Below are 23,011 nucleotides of genomic sequence, written 5' to 3' on the forward strand. Positions count from 1 at the left end.
GAAGGAAGAAGCCATGTCAGCATCGGCGAGCGAGCCCATCCACCCGCTAGCGCTGCGCCTTCGGGGCAAGGCCGTCCTCTGCGTCGGAGCCGGAAAGGTAGCCCACCGTCGGCTGAGTGCCCTGCTTGAGGCCGGCGCACGTATCACCGTCATCGCTCCCGCTGCGGTACCGGAGATCCGTGCCCTGGCCGAGTCCGGAGCACTGACCTGGCGCCAGCGAGGTTATGAGCCCGGGGACCTGGAGGGCATGTGGCTGGCCCACACCGCCACCGGGGACCCAGCGCTGGACGCCCGGGTGAGTCAGGATGCCGAAGAACGCCGGATCTGGTGCATCAACGCCGCCGATGCCCAGGCCTCCAGCGCCTGGACCCCGGCGATTACCCGGACCAGCGAAGGAATCACCATTGCGGTGAGCGCCGGCGGAGACCCGCGCCGCGCCGCCGGACTGCGCAACGCCATTGCCTTGGCCGCTGACACCGGATTACTGCCGCTGCGCCGCCGGCGCACCGGCCCCGGATCGGTGGCCCTGGTCGGTGGCGGCCCGGGAGATCCCGGGCTGATCACCGTCACCGGGCGCCGATTGCTGGCGGCCGCCGATGTGGTGGTCGCCGACCGGCTGGGCCCGCGCGCTCTGCTGCGCGAACTGGACCCTGCGGTGAAAATCATCGAGGTCGGCAAGGCCCCGGGCGACCACCTGGCCACCCAGGATCAGATCAACGAGGTGCTCGTGCGTGAGGCCCGCGCGGGAAACCGCGTCGTGCGGCTCAAGGGCGGGGACCCATTTGTCCTGGGCCGCGGCGGAGAAGAAGCAGACTATTGCCGGGCCCACGGTGTATCGGTGGAGATCATCTCCGGGGTCACCAGCGCCATCTCGGTCCCCGCAGCTGCCGGTATCCCCGTCACGCACCGCGGTGTGGCTACCGGATTCTCGATGGCCACCGGGCACGACGAGCTTTGCGAACTGCCCGCACGGGCCGATCACACGCTGGTTCTGCTGATGGGGGTGGGACGGCTGGAACGCAATACCGCCACCCTGCTGGGCCGTGGCTTGGCTGCCGACACCCCAGTGGCCATCATCGAACGTGGTTACAGCCCCGATCAACGCGTGACCATCGGAGATCTGGGCACCATTGCCGCCACGGCCACCCGCATCGGGGTGGCAAACCCTGCGGTGATCGTGATCGGCGACGTCGTGCGGCTCAGCCCGCATGCCGCCGGAATCCTGGAGCCGAGCCAGCAGCCAGCCGCCGCCGTACCCCACGCCATTGATGCGAGACGGGTGCAGCACCGCGTGCCGCAACCCGTCGGCTGAGCGTTCCCCAACCGGCTCGTTACCACCACTTGGCCGTTGACCGCCGAAAAGTACCACTACCTACCTCGAATCTTTAGCTACCTAGGAGAACACCCGTCATGACGCAGCAGAACGCCACCGATGTGACCCCCGCCGCCTTTACCACCCGCCCGCTGCGTGTCGCCATCATCGGCGCCGGCCCGGCAGGCATCTACGCGGCCGACATCCTCACCAAGGCGGAGCGTGACTTTGAGCTGGCCATCGACATTTTTGATAGGTACCCCGCACCCTATGGACTGATTCGCTACGGTGTGGCCCCTGACCACCCGCGCATCAAGGGCATCGTTAAGGCACTGCATAAGGTTCTTGACCGCGGGGATATCCGCTTCTTTGGCAACGTGAACTACGGCGTCGACCTGACCTTGGCGGAGTTGAACGAGCACTACGACGCAGTCATCTTCGCCACCGGCGCCATCACCGACGCCGACCTGAACATTCCGGGCATCGAACTGGACGGTTCCTATGGTGCCGCTGACTTCGTTTCTTGGTACGACGGCCACCCCGATGTGCCGCGCACCTGGCCGCTTGAAGCCAAAGAAATCGCGGTACTCGGCAACGGAAACGTGGCCCTTGACGTGGCTCGGGTGCTTTCCAAGCACGCCGAAGACCTCTTGGTCACCGAAATTCCGGAAAACGTGTTCGCGGGTCTGAAGGATTCCCCGGTCACCGATGTCCACGTTTTTGGTCGCCGAGGACCGGCCCAGGTGAAGTTCACCCCGTTAGAACTGCGCGAACTCTCGCACAGCCACGACGTGGACATCGTGTTGTACCCGGAAGACTTCGAATTTGATGCCGCCTCCGATGCCGCCATCAAGTCCAACAACCAGATCAAGACGATGGTCGGCACGCTGACCAACTGGCTCATCGAACAGGAAGAACGCGAAGAAAACGCCGACGTCGCACAGCCGTCGGGCGCTGCCGTGGCCGGACGCCAGCGCCGTCGGCTACACCTGCACTTCCTGCAGTCTCCGATCGAGGTCACCGGGGAGAACGGCAAGGTCACGGGGCTGACGTTTGAACGCCAGGAACTTGATGGAACCGGTCAGGCACGCGGGACCGGCGAGCAGGTGCACTACCCGGTGCAGGCGATCTACCGCGCCATCGGCTACTTCGGCTCCGCCTTGCCGGAGATTGAGTACGACGGGCGCACCGGCACCGTACCGAATCACGAGGGCAAGGTGCTTGATCGATCGGGCACCCACGTGCCGGGACTCTATGCCACCGGCTGGATCAAGCGTGGACCGGTGGGCCTGATTGGCCACACCAAGTCGGATGCCGCCGAGACCATCGCCCACCTGATCTCCGATCTTTCGACGCTGCCGCTGGCCAGCAATGCGGCCCCCGATGCGGTGAGCGCACTTCTGGCCGCCAAGTCCGTGGCCTACACCAGCTGGGAAGGTTGGCTGGCACTTGACGCGCATGAGCAAGCCCTTGGCGCCGCCGCGGAGCCTGCCCCCACGAAGGGGGGTCCGGTTACTCGTGAACGCATCAAGGTGGTTGACCGCGCCGAGATGGTCGCAGCGTCCTCTACCGCCCAGGAAGCCTCGGCATCTCTGGCGGGTTAAGTTGAGTGCAGCTCACTGTGCTGGGCAAGAGGTGAAGTGCGGGGTATTTTGCCGATGTTGCGGGCTCATGGAGAATTTTGAGCGCGGTGATCACCACTAGCGGCTGACAACGCCGCTGATGATGTGTCCTATGCTGTGAATACAGCGCATCGTGTGACTTTGGATGGGCTGGTGGAGTGTCAGGCGACGCAGGGTGGCACCCACAAGCTCATCCGCAGAATTCAGGCCACACCTTGCCCCGAGAGGCGCCTCCCACGTGATCAAATCCATCGGCCCCTTCCTCACCAATGTACAGACGCGGCTGCCTCATCTAGCGTGCGGATTGGTGTTGGCATCGCTGGCACTCACGCCGTCGTTGGTTCCTCGCCCCACGCTCTTTCAAGGCTTCTTGGCTGGGCTATGGTTCATGATCGGCTTCGGACTGGGGAATCCAGTGCGGAACTTCGGGCGGTGGCTTCGCATGTTGCTGCCCGGGCGGTTGGCAAACTTTACCCCGTCGTTGCGTAGTGCACGGATCTTGCGCACGGTCGCCCTTTTTCTCCTTTTTGCCTACCTGTTGATCTATGCGAGCATCGTGGTGCACTGGCAGAACGAGGTTCGCGCACTGGTGGAGATGGACCCGGTGGATGGTGCCGCTCACGTGGTATTCGTCCTCGCGGCGCTGGTCACGATGGTACTGTGTTGGGGCATCGCACGGGGCATTTCTTCCATCGCGAGCCTGGCGGCTCGCCGAGTGGCCAAAGCGGGGGGCTCTGTGCGGACAGCTGCCTGGATGTGGTCGCTTACCTCGGTGCTGAGCACAGTGCTCCTGGCGGCGGTGCTAGTAGGGGGTGGATTGGTGACGGTGGGGAAAATTTACGCAGGGCGTGATGCCGGAACTCTCGATGGCAGTGTGCGCCCGATTCTTCCCACCCGATCAGGCTCCGGGGAATCAGCAGCCGCATGGGAAGGGTTGGGCCGCCAAGGCAGGGCCTTTGCTGGGGGCGGCCCAAGTGCCGATGCCATCGCCAAGATCACCGGCACCGCCATTGACCCGGTACGCGTCTATGCCGGGCTTTCTCAGGGCGCGGATATGCTCGAGCGCGCGGCGTTGGTGGTTGATGAGTTGGAGCGTACCGGTGGCTTTGAGCGCGAGGTGCTGCTGGTAGCCACCCCGACCGGCTCCGGTTGGTTGGAGCCCCAAGCCATCGCCGCTTTTGAATACCTCTACGCCGGTGACACGGCGACCGCCTCGATGCAGTATTCCTATCAGCCCAGCTGGGTGTCCTTCCTCTTTGACCCCGAGCTGGCAGCGGCGTCGAGCACTGCCCTTTTTGATGCTGTGTATGAGCGCTGGGAACAGCTTCCGCGGGAGCAGCGGCCCCGGCTTGCCGTCTATGGCCTCAGCCTGGGGGCAGCGGGGATGCAGGGTCATTTCACCGGTCTAGATGAGATGCTTCAGCGCACCGATGCCGCCCTGTTCACTGGCCCTCCGGCAAATTCGGAGCCCTGGCGTACGCTGCAGAATACGCGTGATGACTCCAGCCCCATCTGGCGCCCGATTTACCACCAGGGGAAAAATGTGCGCTGGCAGTCCAAACCAGGCGACTTCTTGGAGCCCGCCGGAACATGGGAACAACCGCGGATCGGCTATCTTCAGCACGCCACCGACCCGATCACCTGGCTTGATCCAGCGGTGATATACCAACGCCCCGAATGGCTCGGCGCTAGTGCAGCGGAAGGCGGCCGCGGAGCGGACGTGAGCGATGCAATGATGTGGATGCCCGGTATCACGTACATGCATCTGGTGACCGACATGTTAGTCAGCGAGGCGGTGCCGCCGAGCCACGGACACAACTTCGGAGATGTGGCCCTTGATGCGTGGGCTCAAGTGCTTCCCGGTCACGGATTGAGTGATCGGCAGCTGGACGCGGTCCAGGAAATCATCGCGGGCATCAACACGCATGACCCGATCTGGGAGTGATGCCTAGGCCGCCCGAAGGGGACTGATGGCGGGGAAGAAGATCCAGTTTCGCCGCAGCAGTTGTTGCGGATCCCGGGACTTGGCCGCAAGCACATGCGGGATCCCGCGGATCATTTCAATCCGGAACTTTCCTGCGTGATAACTCTGGTGGCATGCCGGACAGAGCAGACAGCCTCGTGAGACATTGGTCCGCCCGCCCAGCATCCAGGGATCAAGGTGGTGCGCCTCGCAGCGATTCGCTGACATGGTGCAGCCGGGATTGATACATCCCTTATCTCGCACCGCGATGGCTCGGCGTTGAGCCCGATTGAAGTATCTGCGTGTGCGCCCCAGTTCCAACGGGACGCCCGTGCCGTCCAAAACAATCGGGATGATCCCGGCATTGCAGGCGATGCGTCGGCAGGTTGCTGCGGAAATATCCTCGCCGTGATCGGTGAGACCAGCAGTCTCTAGCTGGCCCATGAACGTTGCCAGATCAACGGTGACATTCATGGTGAAGTTGGGGGCTAGCGGCATTTGATCCTCACCAGCTGATCCGGTGATGGTGCCATCGGTGCTGCCAGCGCCGGGCTCCGGTGGGGCGGTGGCACTACGCAAGGCATCAAGCATAAATTGGTGAAGGCGTTTGGCTCGCTGCCGTGTGAGTGCTTGTTCGATGCTCTCGCCGGGTTGCATATTTATGGTTGGATCCAGTTGGACGGGCACGCCTACGTCGGTGAATTCGGCCGTGGGTCGTTGATCGACCGGAACCTTGGGGTCGATGGCCCATTCGGGGATTGTTGGAGCCTCATCGATGGGGGCCCGGGGCACAGTTCCGGCCTTGGTCCTCGGGCTGTTGAGGATGTCAGCCGCGGTGGCCAGTAATTCGTGGCCCTCCGCGGTGGTGATGACCTTGTATTCGTAGCCCTTGGCTGTATGGCCGAGGTAGTGGGCGCCGATAAAGAGGTCTTCGGTTCCCAATAGCTCCGTGGCAACTCGTCGCTCATCGAGGCGTTTGGCCTGGTCCTTGAGCAGTTTTGCCGTTCCCTGAGCGTTGCGAGTGCGTGCCGCCGCGGCTAGCTCGCCCTCCAACTCGCGGTCAGGTGTGAGGCCGCCTTGCCCATCGGCACGTTGCGGATCCAATGCTTCAAACCTCGTGGCGAGCGTAGCAAGCGCCTTGGGGTCCGCAGCGGCATCGGTAAGTACCTGACCCAAAAGCGGGTACTTGGGTGGAAGTTCGCGGCCGTTAAACCCGGTACGTGGCAACAGGTTCTCCGCGCTGCGTACCCGATGCTTGGCCTGAAAATGGGTGAGGTTGTGTTGTGCACTGAGAAAATCTGTTTCATCCCGGTAGAGCGGTTGGTGTCCCGATGGTGTTGGCACATCGTGGGGGAGTATCCCGGAAGAGGCGAAGTCGCTGGGCGTCGCCAGTGCCTGATTAACGGCGGCCAAGGATTCTTCGGTGATGGTGTGAAGGGCGGCGGAGGTAGCCGATGAGGTGGCCAGCAGCTGACCGTAGCCCGTTTGCCGGTAGAGATCTTCGGTGAGTTTTACGAACGTAGCGGCGCGTACCGGTGAGGAGCGAACCGTGGCTGCCGAGCGGTCAAGTGTGAGACGAACCAGAGGAACCAATAGGCCCAGCACGCGCAAGTCATCCGGTGCGGGATCGGCATCGGACTGACTCTGGATGGCTGGGTCGGAGCCTGCGCGGGGCAACAGTGCGGTGATCGCCTCCAACGCCGCGAGCGTGAGTGGTTCGTGTGTTTCCATGTCCACCAGCATGCGCCGGATATATAGGGCGTGGGGAAAGTGCGTGGGGAATGTGGATAAGTATTCCGCGTGAGATCGCGGCTCTGTCCCGCCTTGCCCGATGGGTTCGGTGCGAACGTTGGGCGGCAATCCCAGGAATGGAGCGAGTCATACAGCCGGGGATCAAACCAGCGGCTTAAACTAGGAGACTAGCCAGCGGACTAAAGCAGGGGATTGAGCATGATGGGGGATCGCGCGCTAGACTGGAGGCATTAGGACATCGACCCGGTTATCGCCGGTGAGTCCTCGGAAGAACAGCCGTTGTCGCCATCGTGCGCGTTGGCCCAGTAGAACCGAGCGGGTAAGCCCGTCACAGCTATTAACGAGCGGCGCGAAACACCTCGAAGCAATTCGGGGCGAATCGGGCAAGCGGGGTGGTACCGCGAGGTGAAGTGACCAATTTACTTCATTCTCGTCCCTGTGTTGGAGAACGCCTAGCGTGTAAAAACGCCTTCGATCCCAGGACTGCCGCAGATGACCAGTTACCCCAAGGCCTCGACCGACCCGCATGGCACCACGCCATCCTCTCCCCGCTTCCCGGAGATTGAGGAACGGGTCCTTTCCTACTGGAAGAACGATGAGACCTTCCAGGCCTCCATCGATAATCGTGATGCCGGAGAAAACGGCGACAACGAGTTTGTCTTCTACGATGGTCCGCCCTTCGCCAACGGCCTGCCGCACTACGGGCACCTGCTCACCGGCTACGTCAAGGACATGGTAGCCCGCTACCAGACCCAGCGTGGATCGCGCGTGGAACGCCGCTTCGGTTGGGACACCCACGGACTGCCGGCCGAACTTGAGGCCATGAAGCAGCTGGGCATGACCGACAAGGTGCAGATCGAGGCCATGGGCATCGATAAGTTTAACGACGCCTGCCGCACCTCGGTGATGAAGTATGCCGGTGAGTGGCAGGAATACGTCACCCGTCAGGCGCGCTGGGTCGACTTTGAGAATGACTACAAGACGCTGAACGTCGAGTACATGGAATCGGTCATCTGGGCGTTTAAGCAGCTGTCCGACAAGGGCCTGACTTACCAGGGCTTCCGCGTGCTGCCGTACTGCTGGAAGGACGAGACCCCGCTGTCCAACCACGAGTTGCGGATGGACGATGATGTTTACAAGGACCGTCAGGACCAGACCGTCACCGTCTCCTTCGAACTGCTTGCCGGAGCATCGGAGATCTCCCAGGAGCTCGCCGGAGTCCAGGCCCTGGCTTGGACCACCACCCCCTGGACGCTGCCAACCAACATGGCCCTGGCCGTGGGTCCGAAGATCTCCTACGTGGTACTGCCCGCCGGCGAAAACGGCGTGAAGGCCTCGGACGCGAGCGGAAACTTCCTGCTCGCCGAGGACCTGGTTGGTGCCTACGCCAAGGACCTGGGTTATGCCGACGCCAAGGCGGCCAGCGCAGCAATCAGCGCCCGCTACACCGGTGAACAGCTCGCCGGTATCACCTACGCACCGCTCTGGGACACCTTCACCGACACCGAGACGTGGAACACCGCCAAGGCCTGGCAGATCCTGGTGGCCGACTACGTCACCACCACCGACGGCACCGGCATCGTCCACCAGGCACCGGCCTATGGTGAAGAGGATCAGAAGATCTGTGAGGCTGCCGGCATCCCGGTGATCCTCTCGATCGATGAAGGTGCAAAGTTCCTGCCGCTCTTTAAGGGTGGAGAACTGGAGCAGATCGTCGGTGTGCAGGTCTTTGACGCGAACAAGTCGATCACCGCGATCCTGAAGGACTCGGCGAAGCTGATCAAGCAGGCTTCCTTCGAGCACTCCTACCCGCATTGCTGGCGCTGCCGCACCCCGCTGATCTACCGCGCGATCTCTTCCTGGTACGTCCAGGTCACCGCGGTCAAGGACCGCATGCTGGAACTGAACCAGGGCATCAACTGGATCCCGGAGAACGTGAAGGAAGGCCAGTTTGGCAAGTGGCTGGCCAACGCCCGCGACTGGTCCATCTCACGCAACCGCTACTGGGGCTCCCCGATCCCGGTGTGGGAATGCGACGGCGAAAACTGCACGCACCGCGAGGTCTACGGTTCGTTGGCCGAGCTGCAGGCCGGCTTCGGCCGACTGCCGCTGAACCTTGAGGGTCAACCGGATCTGCACCGCCCGTTCATCGACGAGCTGAGTAAAAAGCACGATGGCTGCGCCGAAAACGGCACCATGTACCGTGTGGAAGACGTGCTTGATGTCTGGTTTGACTCCGGATCGATGCCCTACGCCCAGGCGCACTACCCGTTTGAGAACAAGGAATGGTTCGACACCCACCACCCGGCGGACTTCATCGTCGAATACATCGGGCAGACCCGCGGCTGGTTCTACACCATGCACGTGCTCTCCACCGCGCTCTTTGACCGCCCGGCCTACAAGAACGTGATCAGTCACGGCATCGTGCTGGGATCCGACGGACAGAAAATGTCTAAGTCGCTGCGCAACTACCCGGATGTTAACGAGGTGCTGGACCGCGACGGCTCCGATGCCATGCGCTGGTTCCTGCTCTCCTCCCCAATCCTGCGTGGTGGCAACCTGGTGGTCACCGAACAGGGCATCCGCGATGGCGTGCGTCAGGTCCTGCTGCCGATGTGGAACGTCTGGCACTTCTTCTGCCTGTACACCAACGCCGCAAATGACGGCGCCGGTTACACCGCGAAGCTCTCCTACTCCTCAAGTGACCCGCTGGATGCCTACATGCTGGCAGCTACCGGTGGATTGGTCCGCGACGTCACGGCCAAGCTGGACGCCTACGACATCTCCGATGCCGCAGAATCCATCCGCCAGTACATGGATACGCTGACCAACTGGTACGTGCGCCGGTCCCGCCAGCGCTTCTTCGACGAAGACACCGCTGCCTTCGACACGCTCTACACCTGCTTAGAAACCCTGACCCGCGTTTCGGCCTCGCTATTGCCGCTGGCGGCCGAGGAAATCTGGCGCGGACTCACCGGGGAACGCTCGGTTCACCTGGCCGATTGGCCCGACGCCGAGCTCTTTGGTGAGCACGCCGAGCTGGTGGCAGCCATGGAGGCCACCCGCCGCATCGCCTCGGTGGGTTCCTCGCTGCGCAAGGCGGCGAACCTGCGCGTGCGTCTGCCGCTGGCCGGCATGACCGTGGCAGCTCCCAACGCCGCGGCGTTGGAGGGCACCTTCGTGAGCATCCTGAAGGACGAGCTGAACCTGCGCAGCATCACGCTGATCGATGCAGCAACCGCCAACGCGGCCGAATACGGCATCAGCCAGCAACTAGTTATCAATGCCCGTGCCGCGGGCCCGCGACTGGGCAAAAATGTCCAGCTCGCCATCAAGGGTGCGAAATCTGGTGACTGGTCCGTGGGTGATGACGGTGTGGTCACCGCCGGTGGACTGGCTCTGCAGGAGCACGAGTACACGCTAGAAACCGTGGTGGCTCCCAGCATTGGTGAGGAATCGATCGCCGCAGCGGTGCTGCCCGGCGGCGGCTTCCTCGTCCTGGATACCGAGGTCACCGACGAGCTGGCGGCCGAGGGCCTGGCCCGCGACATGATCCGCGCCATCCAGTCCGCCCGCAAGGATGCGGACCTGTTGGTCAGCGATCGAATCCGCACACAGATCACCGCCGATGAGGCCACCGTGGCCGCGCTGCATGCCAACGCCGAACTGATCAAGGGTGAAACGCTGAGCCTCGGGCTGGTGCTCATCAGCTCCGCGGACGCAAAAGCCCCCGTCGTTTCGGTGGAAACCGTGGCCAGCGCCGAAGTCGAGAAGGAAATGGGACCCAACGCATGAGCGACACCTTTGACAAGTTCTCCGTAGCCAGCGTGTACGCCGAACTTCTGGCCCGCGCGCCGGAAAACAAGATCGAACCACGCATGGGCCCGATGTTCCGGGCCATGGAGATTCTGGGGGAGCCGAACAAGTCCTTCCCGATCATCCACATCACCGGCACCAACGGCAAGACCTCCACGGCGCGGATGATCGAATCCCTGTTGCGCGCCCACGACCTGCGGACCGGACGGTATTCCTCCCCGCACCTGGTTTCGGTCACCGAACGCATCGCCATCGATGGGGAGCCGGTGGATGATGAGACCTTCGTGCGCATCTGGGACGAGATCCGCCCCTACCTGCAGATCGTTGATGACGAGCTGAGCGCGGCGGGTGAAAATCGGCTGACCTACTTCGAGGCGCTCACGGTGCTGGGTTACGCGATCTTCGCCGACACCCCGGTGGATGTGGCGATCATCGAGGTGGGCCTGGGTGGGATCACCGATGCCACCAACGTGGGTGATGGACAAGTCTCGGTCATCACCCCGATCTCCCTTGACCACGTGGAGCTCCTGGGTGATACCACGGAACTGATCGCCCAAGAAAAGGCTGGCATCATCAAGCCCGGCGGCTTCCTGATCTCCTCCGCACAGCCGGCCGATGCCGCGCAGGTGCTGCTGGAACGTGCCCGCGAACTTGAGGTGCCCTACCGCTTTGAGGGCATTGAATTTGGTGTCTCCTCACGGATTGTGGCCGTTGGCGGCCAACAGCTGGAGATTCAGGGTCTGGCCGGACGCTACACCGATATCCTGTTGCCGCTGCACGGTGAACACCAGGCGCAGAACGCGGCGGTGGCCCTGGCCGCCGTTGAGGCGTTCATCGGCGGCGGAGAACGCGAGCTGAATCAGGATTTGGTACGCACCGGCTTCGGTGCCACCACCAGCCCCGGCCGGCTCGAGGTCATCCGCAAGGCACCGACCGTGCTGTTGGATGCCGGACACAACCCCGATGGCATCCGTGCCTCGGCCGCCGCGGTGAAGGAGTCCTTCGGCTTCTCGAAGTTGGTCTTGGTCATCGGGATTCTGGCCGAGAAGGACGCCGAAGCGATGCTCGTTCAGCTCCGCGAGGCCTACCTGGACCTGGTTGATGACATTGCCATCACCCAATCCAACTCCCCGCGGGCCATCCCGGCCGGGGAACTGGCCACCCTGGCCCTGGAAGCAGGCTTTAACGAAGAAGACCTGTTCATCAGTGAACGCCTCGACGAGGCCCTGGAATGGGCGGTCGGGCGTGCCGAGTCCGGCGAGGACTTTGGCGGCGGCGTGTTGGTCACCGGCTCGATCACGCTGGTCGGCGAGGCCCGCATGTTGCTCGGAGGTGTCTAGCTACCATGGCAAAAATGACCAAGGCGCAACGTGAATGGCGTCCGGGGCAACCCAAGAAGCCGCGTTCCACGCGTGTGATGTTCGCCTCTACGGTGCTGAGTCTTGAGGCCTTTGTTGTGCTCTTCGCGACGCTCGCCATCTACGGGCTGAACCGTGAGACTCTTAATCCGGTGCTGATCATCGGCAGCGGTGTCACGGTGGCCATCATCTGCATTATGACCTGTGCGCTGCTGAAAAAACCGCTGGGCTATGCGATTGGCTGGCTGTTGCAGCTGATGTTGATCTTCTCCGGTTTTTTGCTCACCGAGATGTTTTTCATCGGCGCAGCCTTCGCCGTGACCTGGTGGTACGCGGTGAGTAAGGGCCACGCCATGGATGTGGAGAGCGCCCGCCGTCTCCGCGAACAGGCGGCCTGGGATGCGGCACACCCGGAGCCGGATTCCGGCACCGGTGTAGCTCAACCGTAGAATCAAAGCAGCGAGAACTAACTTTCACCTACAACACTAAGGAGTCGCCCCCGTGGCTATCCAACGCACCCTGATCCTGGTAAAGCCCGATGGCGTTAAGCGTCAGCTCACCGGCGTGATCCTGGCCCGCATCGAAGCCAAGGGCTACACGATCGCGGAATTGAAGCAGGTTTCGGCAACGCCGCAAATGCTGGCCGAGCACTACGCCGAGCACGAGGGCAAGCCGTTCTACCAGCCGCTGGTTGACTTCATGCTCTCCGGCCCGGTCGTCGCGATCATCGCCGAGGGGCAGAACGTCATCACCGGCTTCCGCTCACTGGCCGGCACCACCGACCCGACCACCGCAGCCCCGGGCACCATCCGTGGGGATCTGGGCCGCGACTGGGGTCTGAAGGTTCAGCAGAACCTGGTTCACGGCTCCGACTCCGAAGAGTCGGCAGCCCGCGAAATCGGCATCTGGTTCGCCTAAATCTCTAGCGCCGCACGGGTGCTAAAGAGGGTCCGGCCCGCAGTTCTTTTCCCTTTGACGGGAAGAAGTAACAGCGGCTCGGACCCTCTTGTTTGTGCCATCCAGGACCAGCGGTGCTCAGCTGCGGGCCGACTTAGCTCCGGGAGCTAGAGCGGCGAGAGATAGTCACATCGATGCCCAAAGCCAGGGCCGCACCCATGAAGTAGGCCAGCAAATCACGTGGCGCGAATCCGGTGCCCAGCACCAGCGCGCTGGGGGAGAAAACGCGGGCCAGCTCCGCGGGAATATGGGTGAGCTGCAGCAGTTCAATCAGCACACAGAACACCAGTGCAATGACAGCGTTGGAGAGCTGTGTGGCCCGTGGGCGCAGGACCGTGAGCAGCACATAAATCAGCACCGCGTACAGCAGACCACCGGACACATCGGCCAGTAGTCCCGAACCACCAAAACGCGAGAGCAGCCCGATGCCGATGACCGGGATCACCAGGGCGGCAGCCACCCAACGGCGGGTGCTGGCCTTAGGCGCCAAAGAAGGCACCGGGGAATCGTAGGACGATGGTGGCGGCGGTGATGATCAGCATGACGATGACCATGACCCAAGTCCACTCGGCGGCGAAGCGGCGCAGTGCCGCCGGGGCCGGGATCACCGAGTGGATGATGTTGCGCGCGGTGGTGAAGAGGAACATCGGGATCATCATCGCCCAGACGATCATGCAGTACAGGCACAGGGCGTTGATTTCATACAGGGCCTGGGACCAGAGCCAGATGATGAACACCATGGCCACGGTGATCCCGAGCTGGATGCCGATCCAGAACCAGCGGGCGAAGCGGGCCCCGGCCAGCAGTGCCATGCCGATGGTGATCACCAGACCGAAGCCGACGATGCCCAACAGCGGGTTGGGGAAGCCCAACAGTTCGGCCTGGGCAGACTTCATGACGGTGCCGCAGGAAACCCAGGGGTTAAAGTCGCAACTGGTGATGTAATTGGGGTTCTTGTAGAGGGCCAGGCGCTCGAGCACCAGGATCCCGGCGGCGATCCAGGACACCGCCGCGCTGAGCACCAAAAAAATTCCGAACGGGCGATCCCGCGCCATGGCTGGCAGGCTCGCTTCACGCTCCCGGATCTGTGCTGCGTCGATGTGGCTCATTCGTACTCCCTTGTGGTGCTGTGTATTCCCACGTGTTTGTGGGCATCGTGGTGCCCGAGTTTCACCTCGGGCGAGCGGGAAAATCATGCCCGTGACCCTGTTTGAAGTCTAATGCTCGCATGCTGCCTCGGCGTGCCCCAGCGCGCCGAGGGGTCCCGCGCTGCGGGTGGGGAACCGCCGAGGTTCTCGGCGCGTCGTTTATCGGCGTGTCGATGTGAGACAATAGCTATGGTTGTTCGTGGATCCACAGTCTGCTTTCAACCCAACAACAGGCTTTCAAGCCCCATCGCGATGCATCTGCTGCCAAGAGACCGCCTATACGAAGGTCGAAGCGAATACCGCGATATGGTCGCCGCAACGTAAAGCGGCTTGCTTGGAAAAGCGTTGTTGGTCTTACACGGATGCCGCGCCCCGCAGATGGTTGGCGCACCCGAGTAAGTCAGAAAATGACTTCCGCTGAGACACGTGGCCCATTCGGCCCGGTCCAGCGAACTAACCAGGGAAGACGAGCTATCTGTGGGAGCCATCAACCCGCCGAGGAGCACTCTTTTAACATGGCACTGAATCGCGACGAATCTAAGGCAGCGATGGGCCAGGGGCCAAAGGCCCGGACCCGCACGTCCCGCCCGCGCAAGAACTTTAACGAACAGCCTCCGGCCAGCGTGCCGGTACGCCGGGCCATGACGCTTGCCGACCTCGACAACGCGGCGGCAGCTCCCTCCCGGACTCGCGCCAACGTTGCCCCACGCAACTCCACCGCTCGTCGCGGAGCAGATAACCGTAACGCCCCGGCAAAGCGTGCCCCCGAGGCCACCGTTGAGTCGGTTGCCGCGGCAGCATCGGGCGAAGTCACCAACGCCCCGGCAAGCCGTAGTGCCAAGGCCGCCGTGCAGGCACCGGTTCTCACTGAGACCAAGACCGCAGTGGCTAAGGCACCGGCACGTCGTGGCCCACGCCGCGCCACCTCCGGAGTGACCTCCCCGGGTGCCGCAGCCAGCGAAGCACCGGCGGGCATTGTGGCCCCCGCGGCAACACTTGCGGCCAAGGTTCACTCGACCATCGAGTCGGTTCACGAAGCAGCACCCGAGCAGGAACAAGCCGCGAAGACCGGTGCCCGTCGCCCGGCCCGCGGTCGAAGCCGCAAGGCCTCCGCACCGGCATCCAACGCAGCGCAGACGGCCGAGGCTGAAGCAGTCGCGCCAGTTGCCGCCGCTACCGAGGAAGCAGCCGAGGACACCGTCGCGGAAGCCGCAGAGCCGGCCAAGTCATCACGCCGCCGTCCGGCCCGCAACTCTCGCGGTAACCGCAACGCTGCACCCGCCGACGAGCAGGTCATCGAAGCCCCGGAAGCCCCGGCGGCCGTGGCTCATGAAACCGCCACCGAAGACGTTGTCACGGAGCCCGAATCGGTCACCATCTCCGATCCGTTCGCCATCCCGGAATCGGCCCTCTCGCTGATCTTCCAGGCTCCGAACCTGGCCGCGGCCGTGGAGCTTGAAGCCGATGCCGATGAGGATGCTGCGGCATCTCGCCGCAACCGCAATGCCGCCTCCGAGGAGGAGTCGGGTGATGACTCTGGTGTTGTCTCGCGTCGTCGTCGTCGCCGCCGTCGTGGCGAGGCCGACCTTGAACTCAGTGGTGGAGCCGAAAACGATCCGCCAAACACCATCACCCGGGTCCGTGCCCCGCGCGCCACCTTGGAACCGGTGGTTTCCAACAAGGTCACCGCCGTACGCGGTTCCACCCGCCTCGAGGCCAAGCGTCAGCGCCGCCGCGATTCCCGCGAGTCGGGCCGTCGCCGTCAGGTCATCACCGAGGCCGAGTTCCTGGCTCGCCGCGAATCCGTTGACCGCCAGATGATCGTGCGCCAGCGTGAAGACCGGATCCAGATCGGTGTGCTCGAAGATGGCATCCTGGCCGAGCACTTCGTCTCCAAGACGCAGCAGGATTCGCTGATCGGCAACGTCTATGTCGGTAAGGTACAGAACGTACTGCCGTCCATGGAGGCCGCCTTCGTTGATATCGGACGCGGACGCAACGCCGTGCTCTACGCCGGTGAGGTTAATTGGGACGTGGCGGGCCTTGACGGTCACCCGCGCCGCATTGAGCACGCACTGAAGTCCGGGGACACCGTCTTGGTGCAGGTCACCAAGGATCCGGTCGGCCACAAGGGCGCCCGCCTAACCAGCCAGATCTCCCTGCCGGGCCGCTACCTGGTGTACGTACCGGGTGGCTCAATGACCGGCATCTCACGCAAGCTTCCCGACGTGGAGCGCAACCGCCTGAAGAAGATCCTGAAGGATCACCTGCCGGAAAATGCGGGCGTCATCGTGCGCACCGCCGCCGAGGGTGCTTCCGAAGAAGAGTTGATGAATGACATCAACCGCCTGCGCGCCCAGTGGGAAGGCATCGAGGCCGCCTCGACCTCCACCAAGACGCTGGCTCCGGAACTGCTCTACGGGGAACCGGATCTGACCATCAAGGTTGTCCGCGATGTCTTCAACGAGGACTTCACCAAGCTCATCGTTTCCGGCGACGACGCCTGGGACACCATCGAGGCCTACGTGACCTACGTGGCCCCGGATCTGGTCTCACGACTGGAAAAGTGGGAGTCGGAAGCGGACATCTTCACCGATTTCCGCATCGACGAGCAGATCCACAAGGCACTTGACCGCAAGGTCTTCCTGCCCTCGGGTGGTTCGCTGGTCATTGACCGCACCGAAGCGATGACCGTGGTTGACGTGAACACCGGTAAGTTCACCGGTTCCGGCGGCAACCTCGAGGAAACCGTCACCAAGAACAACCTGGAGGCGGCCGAAGAGGTCGTTCGCCAGCTGCGCCTGCGCGATATCGGTGGCATCATCGTCATCGACTTCATCGACATGGTCCTGGAATCCAACCGCGATCTGGTGCTCCGCCGACTGGTGGAGTGCCTGGGCCGCGACCGGACCAAGCACCAGGTCGCCGAGGTGACATCGCTGGGTCTGATCCAGATGACCCGTAAGCGCATGGGCACCGGTTTGCTTGAAGTCTTCGGCGAAAACTGCGAGGCCTGCAACGGCCGCGGCGTCATCACCCACGACGAGCCGGTGGAACACCACCGCACGTTCAACTCGGCCGGCGAAGCACACGCACCGAGCCAGCGTGCGGCCGAGAAGCCCTCGCGTGCCGAGCGTCGCCGTCGCAACCGTGGCTCCGAGGGAGAATCCGGTAACGATTCAGCTCACGAGGTCAGCGAAGAATCGCCCGCAGCGGTTCCCGCAGCACTTGAGGCAAAGGCCACAGCAACGCGTAATGCCTTCGCGAACATTGCCGCAGCAGCCCTGGCCGCCCACGAGTTGGGACAGGTAGCGCCGGAAGAAGAAGGGGCTACGCTCACCGTTGCGGGGGAGTCCGTGGTGGTTCCCGCCGCACGACGTAACCGTCGTGCCGGATCCGAGACTCCTGCCCCGTCGCTGACCCTGGAGACGCTGGAAGCGGCGCTTCCGGATCATTCCCCCGCGGATCAGGCAGTGGAAGGTGACGAGGGAAGCGAAAGCGGATCCTCACGCCCCGCACGTAGCCGCAGCCGTCGCAAGCCGCGCGCCAAGACTCAGGAGAGCGCTACAGTTGTAGTTCCCTCTCCTGCTCCCGCCGCAGCCCCCGTCATCTCGGGTGTTGCCGGCCAAGCCTCCGACGAGGCGCCCGAACAGGCGTCAAGTCGCACGGCACCTAACAAGACTTCGGTCTCAGAGCCGGTGGCGCGCGTCAAGCGCAGCCGTCGTGCCATGAGCCCGCAAGGCGGTTCCGATTCTGCAGTTTCTGTGGCATCGGACACGCGAGCTACATCGGGCACATCCCATGTGGCTTCACTCGCTGACCAAACGAAGTCCCCACAGCCGCAGAAAGCCGCGAATGCGCCGATCATGCTGGGTGTAGGGATGCCGGTCAACGAGTTGAAAGAGTAGGGATCTTGACGCCCGCGGGGTCAAGTTGTATTTGCCCCCGCAGCGCTTTTTAGCGTAGTCTAGATCCTCGGTGCGAACGCCAGCTATCGGATTCTTCCGCTCGGCGTGCCAGCACAGCGCAATCCTCAGTTTCATTGAGGTAGTGATGCGCAGCAAGACATATTGAACGTCGAGTAGAAGTGAGTACCCACGTGGTGTACGCAATTGTCCGCGCTGGCGGCCGCCAGGAAAAGGTTTCTGTTGGAGACCTCGTAACCCTTGACCGTCTGAAGGCTGCCCCCGGCGCCTCCATCGAACTTCCGGCCCTGTTGCTGGTTGATGGCGAGAAGGTAACTTCTGCAGCCGACGAGCTCGCCAAGGTTACGGTGACCGCTGAGGTCATTGAGAACCTTCGCGGTCAGAAGATTGTCATTCAGAAGTTCAAGAACAAGACCGGTTACAAGAAGCGCCAGGGTTTCCGCGCTTCGTTGACCAAGGTCAAGGTCACCTCGATCGCTTAATTGCGGTTGTATCCAAGAATTCTCATTACCTGAAGGTAGGCACATTCAATGGCACATAAGAAGGGCGCGAGTTCCTCTCGCAACGGTCGTGATTCCAACGCCCAGTACCTGGGCGTAAAGCGTTTCGGTGGTCAGGTTGTTTCGGCAGGCGAGATCATCGTTCGCCAGCGCGGCACCCGCTTCCACCCAGGCGCCGGCGTGGGAATCGGCAAGGACGACACCCTGTTCGCACTCGAAGCTGGAGCTGTCGAATTCGGCACTCGTCGCGGCCGCAAAGTCGTGAACATCGTTACCGCTGGCTAATTAGCGCGTAACCGCATTCATTACACTGGAGAGGGTGGGCCGCACGGCTCACCCTCTTTGTGTTTTTCCAAAACCCCTAGGTGTTTACCCCTTTTTGCCGCCAGTGTGCGGCATCGGAAACACCATCTTTTTTGCTAGGAGCTTTCAACCGTGGCAGCCTTCATCGACCGAGTGGTCCTCCATGTCTCCGGTGGTACCGGTGGGCACGGCTGTGTCTCCATCAAACGAGAAAAATTCAAGCCGCTGGGTGGTCCAGACGGTGGCAGTGGCGGTGACGGTGGCAACGTGGTTTTGCGCGTAGACGCCCAGACCACCACGCTGCTGTCCTACCACCACTCACCGCACCGCCACGCCGGAAACGGCGAAGGCGGCAAGGGCGATCTGCGCCCGGGTAAAAACGGCGAATCGCTGGTCCTGCCGGTGCCCGAGGGCACCGTCGTTAAGACGCGTGACGGGGTCATCCTCGCGGACCTCATCGGCGATGGCACCGAATACGTTGTTGCAGCAGGTGGCCTCGGTGGCCTGGGCAACGCCGGACTTTCCAGCCAACGCCGTAAGGCTCCCGGCTTCGCGCTGTTGGGCACCCCGGGCACCGCCGCCGAGGTCGTCCTTGAACTTAAGTCCGTTGCCGACGTAGCCCTCGTGGGCTACCCATCGGCCGGCAAGTCCTCGCTGATCGCCGCGATCTCCGCAGCGCGTCCGAAGATCGCCGACTACCCGTTCACCACCCTGGTCCCGAACCTCGGTGTGGTTCAGGCCGGCGAGGTGCGTTACACCGTGGCAGATGTTCCGGGTTTGATCCCCGGCGCCTCACAGGGCCGCGGCCTGGGCCTAGAATTCCTGCGCCACGTAGAACGCTGTGCAGCCTTGGTGCACGTGCTTGACTGCGGTGCCCTGGAAACCGATCGAGACCCCGTCTCTGACCTGGAAACCATCCAGGCCGAACTCGACGCCTACGAGGTTGACTCCTCCTTCGCCGGTGCCGATGGACAGATCATCCCATTGAACGAACGCCCGCGTCTGGTGGCCCTGAACAAGGTCGACATGCCAGATGGCCGGGATATGGCCGAATTTGTACGCCCGGAACTGGAGAAGCGTGGCTACCGCGTCTTCGAGGTCTCGGCCATGAGCCGCGAGGGATTGCGTGAGCTCTCCTTCGCAATGTCCGAGCTGGTCACCGAGGCCCGCGCCAAGATCGAGGCAGCTCCGTTGCCCGTTGCCGTGGAGATGCTGCGTCCGCGCGCCACCAAGGCCAGCAGGGCCGGCTTTGTGATCCGCAAGGAAGAGCGTAACCTCGAGCCGCTGTTCCGCGTCATTGGCGAAAAGCCGGAGCGCTGGATCATGCAGACCGACTTCCGCAATGACGAGGCTGTGGGCTACCTGGCCGACCGCCTGGCCAAGCTGGGTGTTGAAAACCAGCTGTACAAGCTGGGCGCACGTCCCGGCGATGCAGTGGTCATCGGTTCCGAGGCTGATGCAGTGGTCTTCGACTGGGAGCCGACGATGGCTGCCGGCGCCGAACTGCTCGGTTCACGCCGTGGCCAGGACGAGCGCCTGGCCGAATTTGGTGCCCGTCCCTCCCGTGAGGAGAAGAAGGCCCAGCACGAAGCGCGTAAGGACGCGAAGACTGCTGCACGCGACGACTTGGAAGCCGAACGCAAGGCCGGAATCTGGACGGAGTCCGTGAACTACAAGCACCAGCTACCTAAGGCAGGGGAGTAACCCAGCATCGTGAAAGCCACTAACCAGCCCTCGGGCATTACCCAGAGAACAGACCTACCGCGTGCTTCACGCATCGTGGTAAAGGTCGGTTCCTCATCGCTCACCACCCTGTCCGGAGGTATCTCCGAGGAGGCGCTGAGCTCTCTGGTTGATCGCCTGGCTGCGGTGCACACGTCGGGAATCGAGCTGATCCTCGTATCCTCCGGTGCCATTGCCGCAGGACTGGCTCCGCTGGATTTGGGACGGCGCCCACGGGATCTTGCCACTCAGCAGGCCGCCGCGTCGGTGGGCCAAGGCCTGCTGATGGCCAGGTACACCCAAGCGTTTTCCGCCCATGGTGTGACGGTCGGACAGGTTCTGCTCTCCGCCGATGACCTGATCCGTCGTCGGCAGTACGCCAATGCGTTCCGCGCGTTGAACCGGCTGCTGGCTCTGGGCGTGGTGCCCATCGTGAACGAAAACGACACGGTGGCCACCCACGAGATCCGTTTTGGTGACAATGATCGGCTCGCGGCCCTGGTGGCGCACCTGGTCAAGGCCGATGCCTTGGTGCTGCTCTCGGATGTTGACGCGGTTTACGATGCCCCGCCAAACGCCGGGGGGGTGCGGGTACCTCGCGTAGATCGTGACGAAGACCTTGCCTCCGTGCGTGTTGGAAGCACCGGCGGAGCCGGACTTGGCACCGGCGGCATGGCCACCAAGATCGAGGCAGCTACCATGAGCGCGGAATCTGGTATTCCGGCGCTGGTGACCTCTACCGCTAACGCCGCCGCGGCGCTGGCCGGTGAGGACGTGGGAACATGGTTCTCCGCCCGTGGTGTCCGCCGTTCCACCCGCATGCTGTGGCTGGCCCACCTAGCCTCCACGCGCGGGCGGTTGAAGCTTGATGCCGGAGCCGTTCGGGCGATCAGTGCCGGGACAGCATCGCTGTTGCCGGCGGGGATCATCGGCGTCAGTGGGTCCTTCGAGGCCGGGGATGCGGTGGAAATTACCGACGCAGCCGGTGCCATCATTGCCCGCGGTCTGGTGAATTTCTCCTCCGCGGAACTTCCGCAGATGCTCGGTCGCACCACCCAGGACCTCGGCGAGGACCTCGGGTCACAATTCGAACGTTCAGTTGTTCACGTTGATGATTTGGTGCTTGTCTAACATTTTTTTCATATCGCTACGGCCCGCCTACCCGATGTTGCTTAACATAGGAGGCGGGCCGTGGTGTATCCACCGTAGAATGGCTAACCATGAGTCAGAACACCAGCACAGCACAGAATTTCACCGACGTTACCGCGCAAACCGGTGGTATTGAGGGTGCCACGGTGGCCGTGGGCAGACTGGCAGACCGGGCCCGCGCGGCTTCGCGCGTGCTGGCCCGAGCCGATAGGAATTGGAAGGATCGGGCACTGCTGGCCATCGCCGCGTCCCTGAACACTCATCGTGCCGCGATCATCACGGCGAACGCCAAGGATTTAGAGGTCGGCCGGGCCAACGGAACCTCCGATGCGCTCCTTGACCGGTTGAAGCTAAATGACTCCCGGGTTGATGCGCTGATCTCGGCCCTCGAGGAACTGGCATCCTTGCCCGATCCGGTGGGTACGGTGCTGCGTGGCCAGACCTTGCCCAACGGGTTGCGCCTACGTCAGGTTCACGTGCCCATGGGCGTGATCGGTGCCATTTATGAGGCTCGTCCCAACGTCACGGTGGACATCGCCGGGCTGGCCCTCAAGAGTGGAAACGCTGTGCTCTTGCGCGGTGGCAGTGCCGCGGCCCATTCCAATGTGGCCTTGCTGGCGCTGATCCGTGATGCGCTGGAATCGGTGGGCCTGCCTGCCGACGCCGTGGCTTCGGTTGATGCGTGGGGTCGCGATGGAGCCGACGCGATGATGGCCGCCCGCGGCAAGATCGACGTACTGATTCCGCGCGGTGGCCGCGAACTGATCCAGCGCGTGGTCAGTACCGCGAAGGTTCCGGTCATCGAGACCGGCGAGGGTAATGTGCACATTTACCTGGATGAGTCGGCCGATGCTTCCATGGCAGCGCCGATCCTACTGAACGCCAAGACTCAGCGCCCCTCGGTGTGCAATACCGTCGAGACTCTGCTGCTGCACGCCAACGCGAAGGCGGCCAGCGAGGTCTTGGCAGCCCTGCACAAGGCGGGAGTTCGCCTGCACGTTGATGCCCGGGCCAAGGTGTTCGCCGGTGCGACCCCGACCATCGATGCCCAAGAGTCCGATTGGGACACCGAATACATGGATCTTGATCTGGCGGTGGCGGTGGTAGATGACCTTGATGGTGCCATCGCTCACATCCGTCAGCACAGTACCGGGCACACCGAAGCGATTCTGACCAATGATCTGGCCCACGCCGAACGCTTTATTGCCGAGGTTGATTCGGCTGCGGTCATCGTTAATGCCTCCACCCGCTTCACCGACGGCGGGCAACTGGGCCTCGGTGCGGAGGTCGGCATCTCGACGCAGAAGATGCACGCTCGGGGCCCGATGGGCCTGCGCGAGCTCACCACCACCAAGTGGATTGTGCAGGGCGATGGGCATGTTCGTTCGTAGCCACGTGCCAAGGTGGGTACGATAGAAGATAACAAGGCAAACAGCTAGATGACCGTGTCGGATGCCCCTGGGCATGCCGAACACATTAACAC

General features: G+C 62.9%; 16 protein-coding genes. 13 read left to right on the forward strand and 3 right to left on the reverse strand.

All coding sequences use genetic code 11. The features are described from left to right. Positions 1-13: 13 nt before the first annotated feature. From cobA to HED64_RS08460, 3 genes are all read left to right on the forward strand, one after another. The gene (gene cobA, locus HED64_RS08450) at positions 14-1,312 is read left to right on the forward strand and encodes a uroporphyrinogen-III C-methyltransferase (RefSeq protein WP_168151602.1); all 1,299 of its coding nucleotides are present in this window, start codon (positions 14-16) and stop codon (positions 1,310-1,312) included. Between the two features lie 98 nt (positions 1,313-1,410). Then, entirely contained in the window at positions 1,411-2,916 is a 1,506-nt protein-coding gene (locus HED64_RS08455; RefSeq protein WP_168151603.1) for an FAD-dependent oxidoreductase, read from the forward strand. 256 nt (positions 2,917-3,172) lie between these two features. Then, positions 3,173-4,879 (forward strand): alpha/beta-hydrolase family protein, encoded by a 1,707-nt coding sequence (locus HED64_RS08460; RefSeq protein WP_168151604.1) that lies wholly within the window; start codon positions 3,173-3,175, stop codon positions 4,877-4,879. 3 nt (positions 4,880-4,882) lie between these two features. Here HED64_RS08460 and HED64_RS08465 read toward each other — a convergent pair whose 3' ends face one another. Then, complete coding sequence (locus HED64_RS08465) at positions 4,883-6,628, reverse strand: HNH endonuclease (protein ID WP_168151605.1); 1,746 nt, start codon at positions 6,626-6,628, stop codon at positions 4,883-4,885. Between the two features lie 513 nt (positions 6,629-7,141). Between HED64_RS08465 and ileS the strand changes: the two genes are divergently transcribed. Genes ileS through ndk form a run of 4 tightly spaced genes read left to right on the forward strand, consistent with a single transcriptional unit; the run spans position 7,142 to position 12,741 of the window. Then, the gene (gene ileS / locus HED64_RS08470; protein WP_168151606.1) at positions 7,142-10,444 is read left to right on the forward strand and encodes an isoleucine--tRNA ligase; all 3,303 of its coding nucleotides are present in this window, start codon (positions 7,142-7,144) and stop codon (positions 10,442-10,444) included. Next, positions 10,441-11,805 (forward strand): bifunctional folylpolyglutamate synthase/dihydrofolate synthase, encoded by a 1,365-nt coding sequence (locus HED64_RS08475; RefSeq protein ID WP_168151607.1) that lies wholly within the window; start codon positions 10,441-10,443, stop codon positions 11,803-11,805. Before ileS ends, HED64_RS08475 begins: the two co-directional genes overlap by 4 nt. Before the next feature lie 5 nt (positions 11,806-11,810). Further along, positions 11,811-12,272 carry a DUF4233 domain-containing protein gene (locus HED64_RS08480; RefSeq protein ID WP_168151608.1) on the forward strand — a complete coding sequence of 154 codons (462 nt, stop codon included), beginning with the start codon at positions 11,811-11,813 and terminating at the stop codon, positions 12,270-12,272. Positions 12,273-12,324: 52 nt separating this feature from the next. Then, the gene (gene ndk / locus HED64_RS08485; RefSeq protein WP_132363505.1) at positions 12,325-12,741 is read left to right on the forward strand and encodes a nucleoside-diphosphate kinase; all 417 of its coding nucleotides are present in this window, start codon (positions 12,325-12,327) and stop codon (positions 12,739-12,741) included. 133 nt (positions 12,742-12,874) lie between these two features. Here the strand turns inward: ndk and HED64_RS08490 are convergent, their stop codons facing one another. Both HED64_RS08490 and HED64_RS08495 read right to left on the reverse strand, forming a co-directional pair. Next, the gene (locus HED64_RS08490; protein ID WP_168151609.1) at positions 12,875-13,279 is read right to left on the reverse strand and encodes a DUF2809 domain-containing protein; all 405 of its coding nucleotides are present in this window, start codon (positions 13,277-13,279) and stop codon (positions 12,875-12,877) included. Continuing rightward, entirely contained in the window at positions 13,260-13,889 is a 630-nt protein-coding gene (locus tag HED64_RS08495) for a vitamin K epoxide reductase family protein (RefSeq protein WP_168151610.1), read from the reverse strand. Before HED64_RS08495 ends, HED64_RS08490 begins: the two co-directional genes overlap by 20 nt. A gap of 554 nt (positions 13,890-14,443) precedes the next feature. Between HED64_RS08495 and HED64_RS08500 the strand changes: the two genes are divergently transcribed. From HED64_RS08500 to HED64_RS08525, 6 genes are all read left to right on the forward strand, one after another. Continuing rightward, entirely contained in the window at positions 14,444-17,836 is a 3,393-nt protein-coding gene (locus HED64_RS08500) for an Rne/Rng family ribonuclease (RefSeq protein WP_168151611.1), read from the forward strand. A gap of 191 nt (positions 17,837-18,027) precedes the next feature. Then, entirely contained in the window at positions 18,028-18,336 is a 309-nt protein-coding gene (gene rplU, locus HED64_RS08505; protein ID WP_132363513.1) for a 50S ribosomal protein L21, read from the forward strand. Between the two features lie 48 nt (positions 18,337-18,384). Next, positions 18,385-18,639: a 50S ribosomal protein L27 gene (gene rpmA, locus HED64_RS08510; RefSeq protein ID WP_132363514.1), complete on the forward strand. Its 255-nt coding sequence runs from the start codon at positions 18,385-18,387 to the stop codon at positions 18,637-18,639. Positions 18,640-18,789: 150 nt separating this feature from the next. Then, complete coding sequence (gene obgE / locus HED64_RS08515; RefSeq protein WP_168151612.1) at positions 18,790-20,361, forward strand: GTPase ObgE; 1,572 nt, start codon at positions 18,790-18,792, stop codon at positions 20,359-20,361. Positions 20,362-20,370: 9 nt separating this feature from the next. Then, positions 20,371-21,510 (forward strand): glutamate 5-kinase, encoded by a 1,140-nt coding sequence (gene proB, locus HED64_RS08520; RefSeq protein WP_168151613.1) that lies wholly within the window; start codon positions 20,371-20,373, stop codon positions 21,508-21,510. 89 nt (positions 21,511-21,599) lie between these two features. After that, entirely contained in the window at positions 21,600-22,919 is a 1,320-nt protein-coding gene (locus tag HED64_RS08525; RefSeq protein ID WP_168151614.1) for a glutamate-5-semialdehyde dehydrogenase, read from the forward strand. Positions 22,920-23,011 lie beyond the last annotated feature (92 nt).

It is taken from the genome of Paeniglutamicibacter terrestris (assembly GCF_012271785.1).
In the GTDB taxonomy this organism is placed as follows: Bacteria; Actinomycetota; Actinomycetes; order Actinomycetales; family Micrococcaceae; genus Paeniglutamicibacter; species Paeniglutamicibacter terrestris.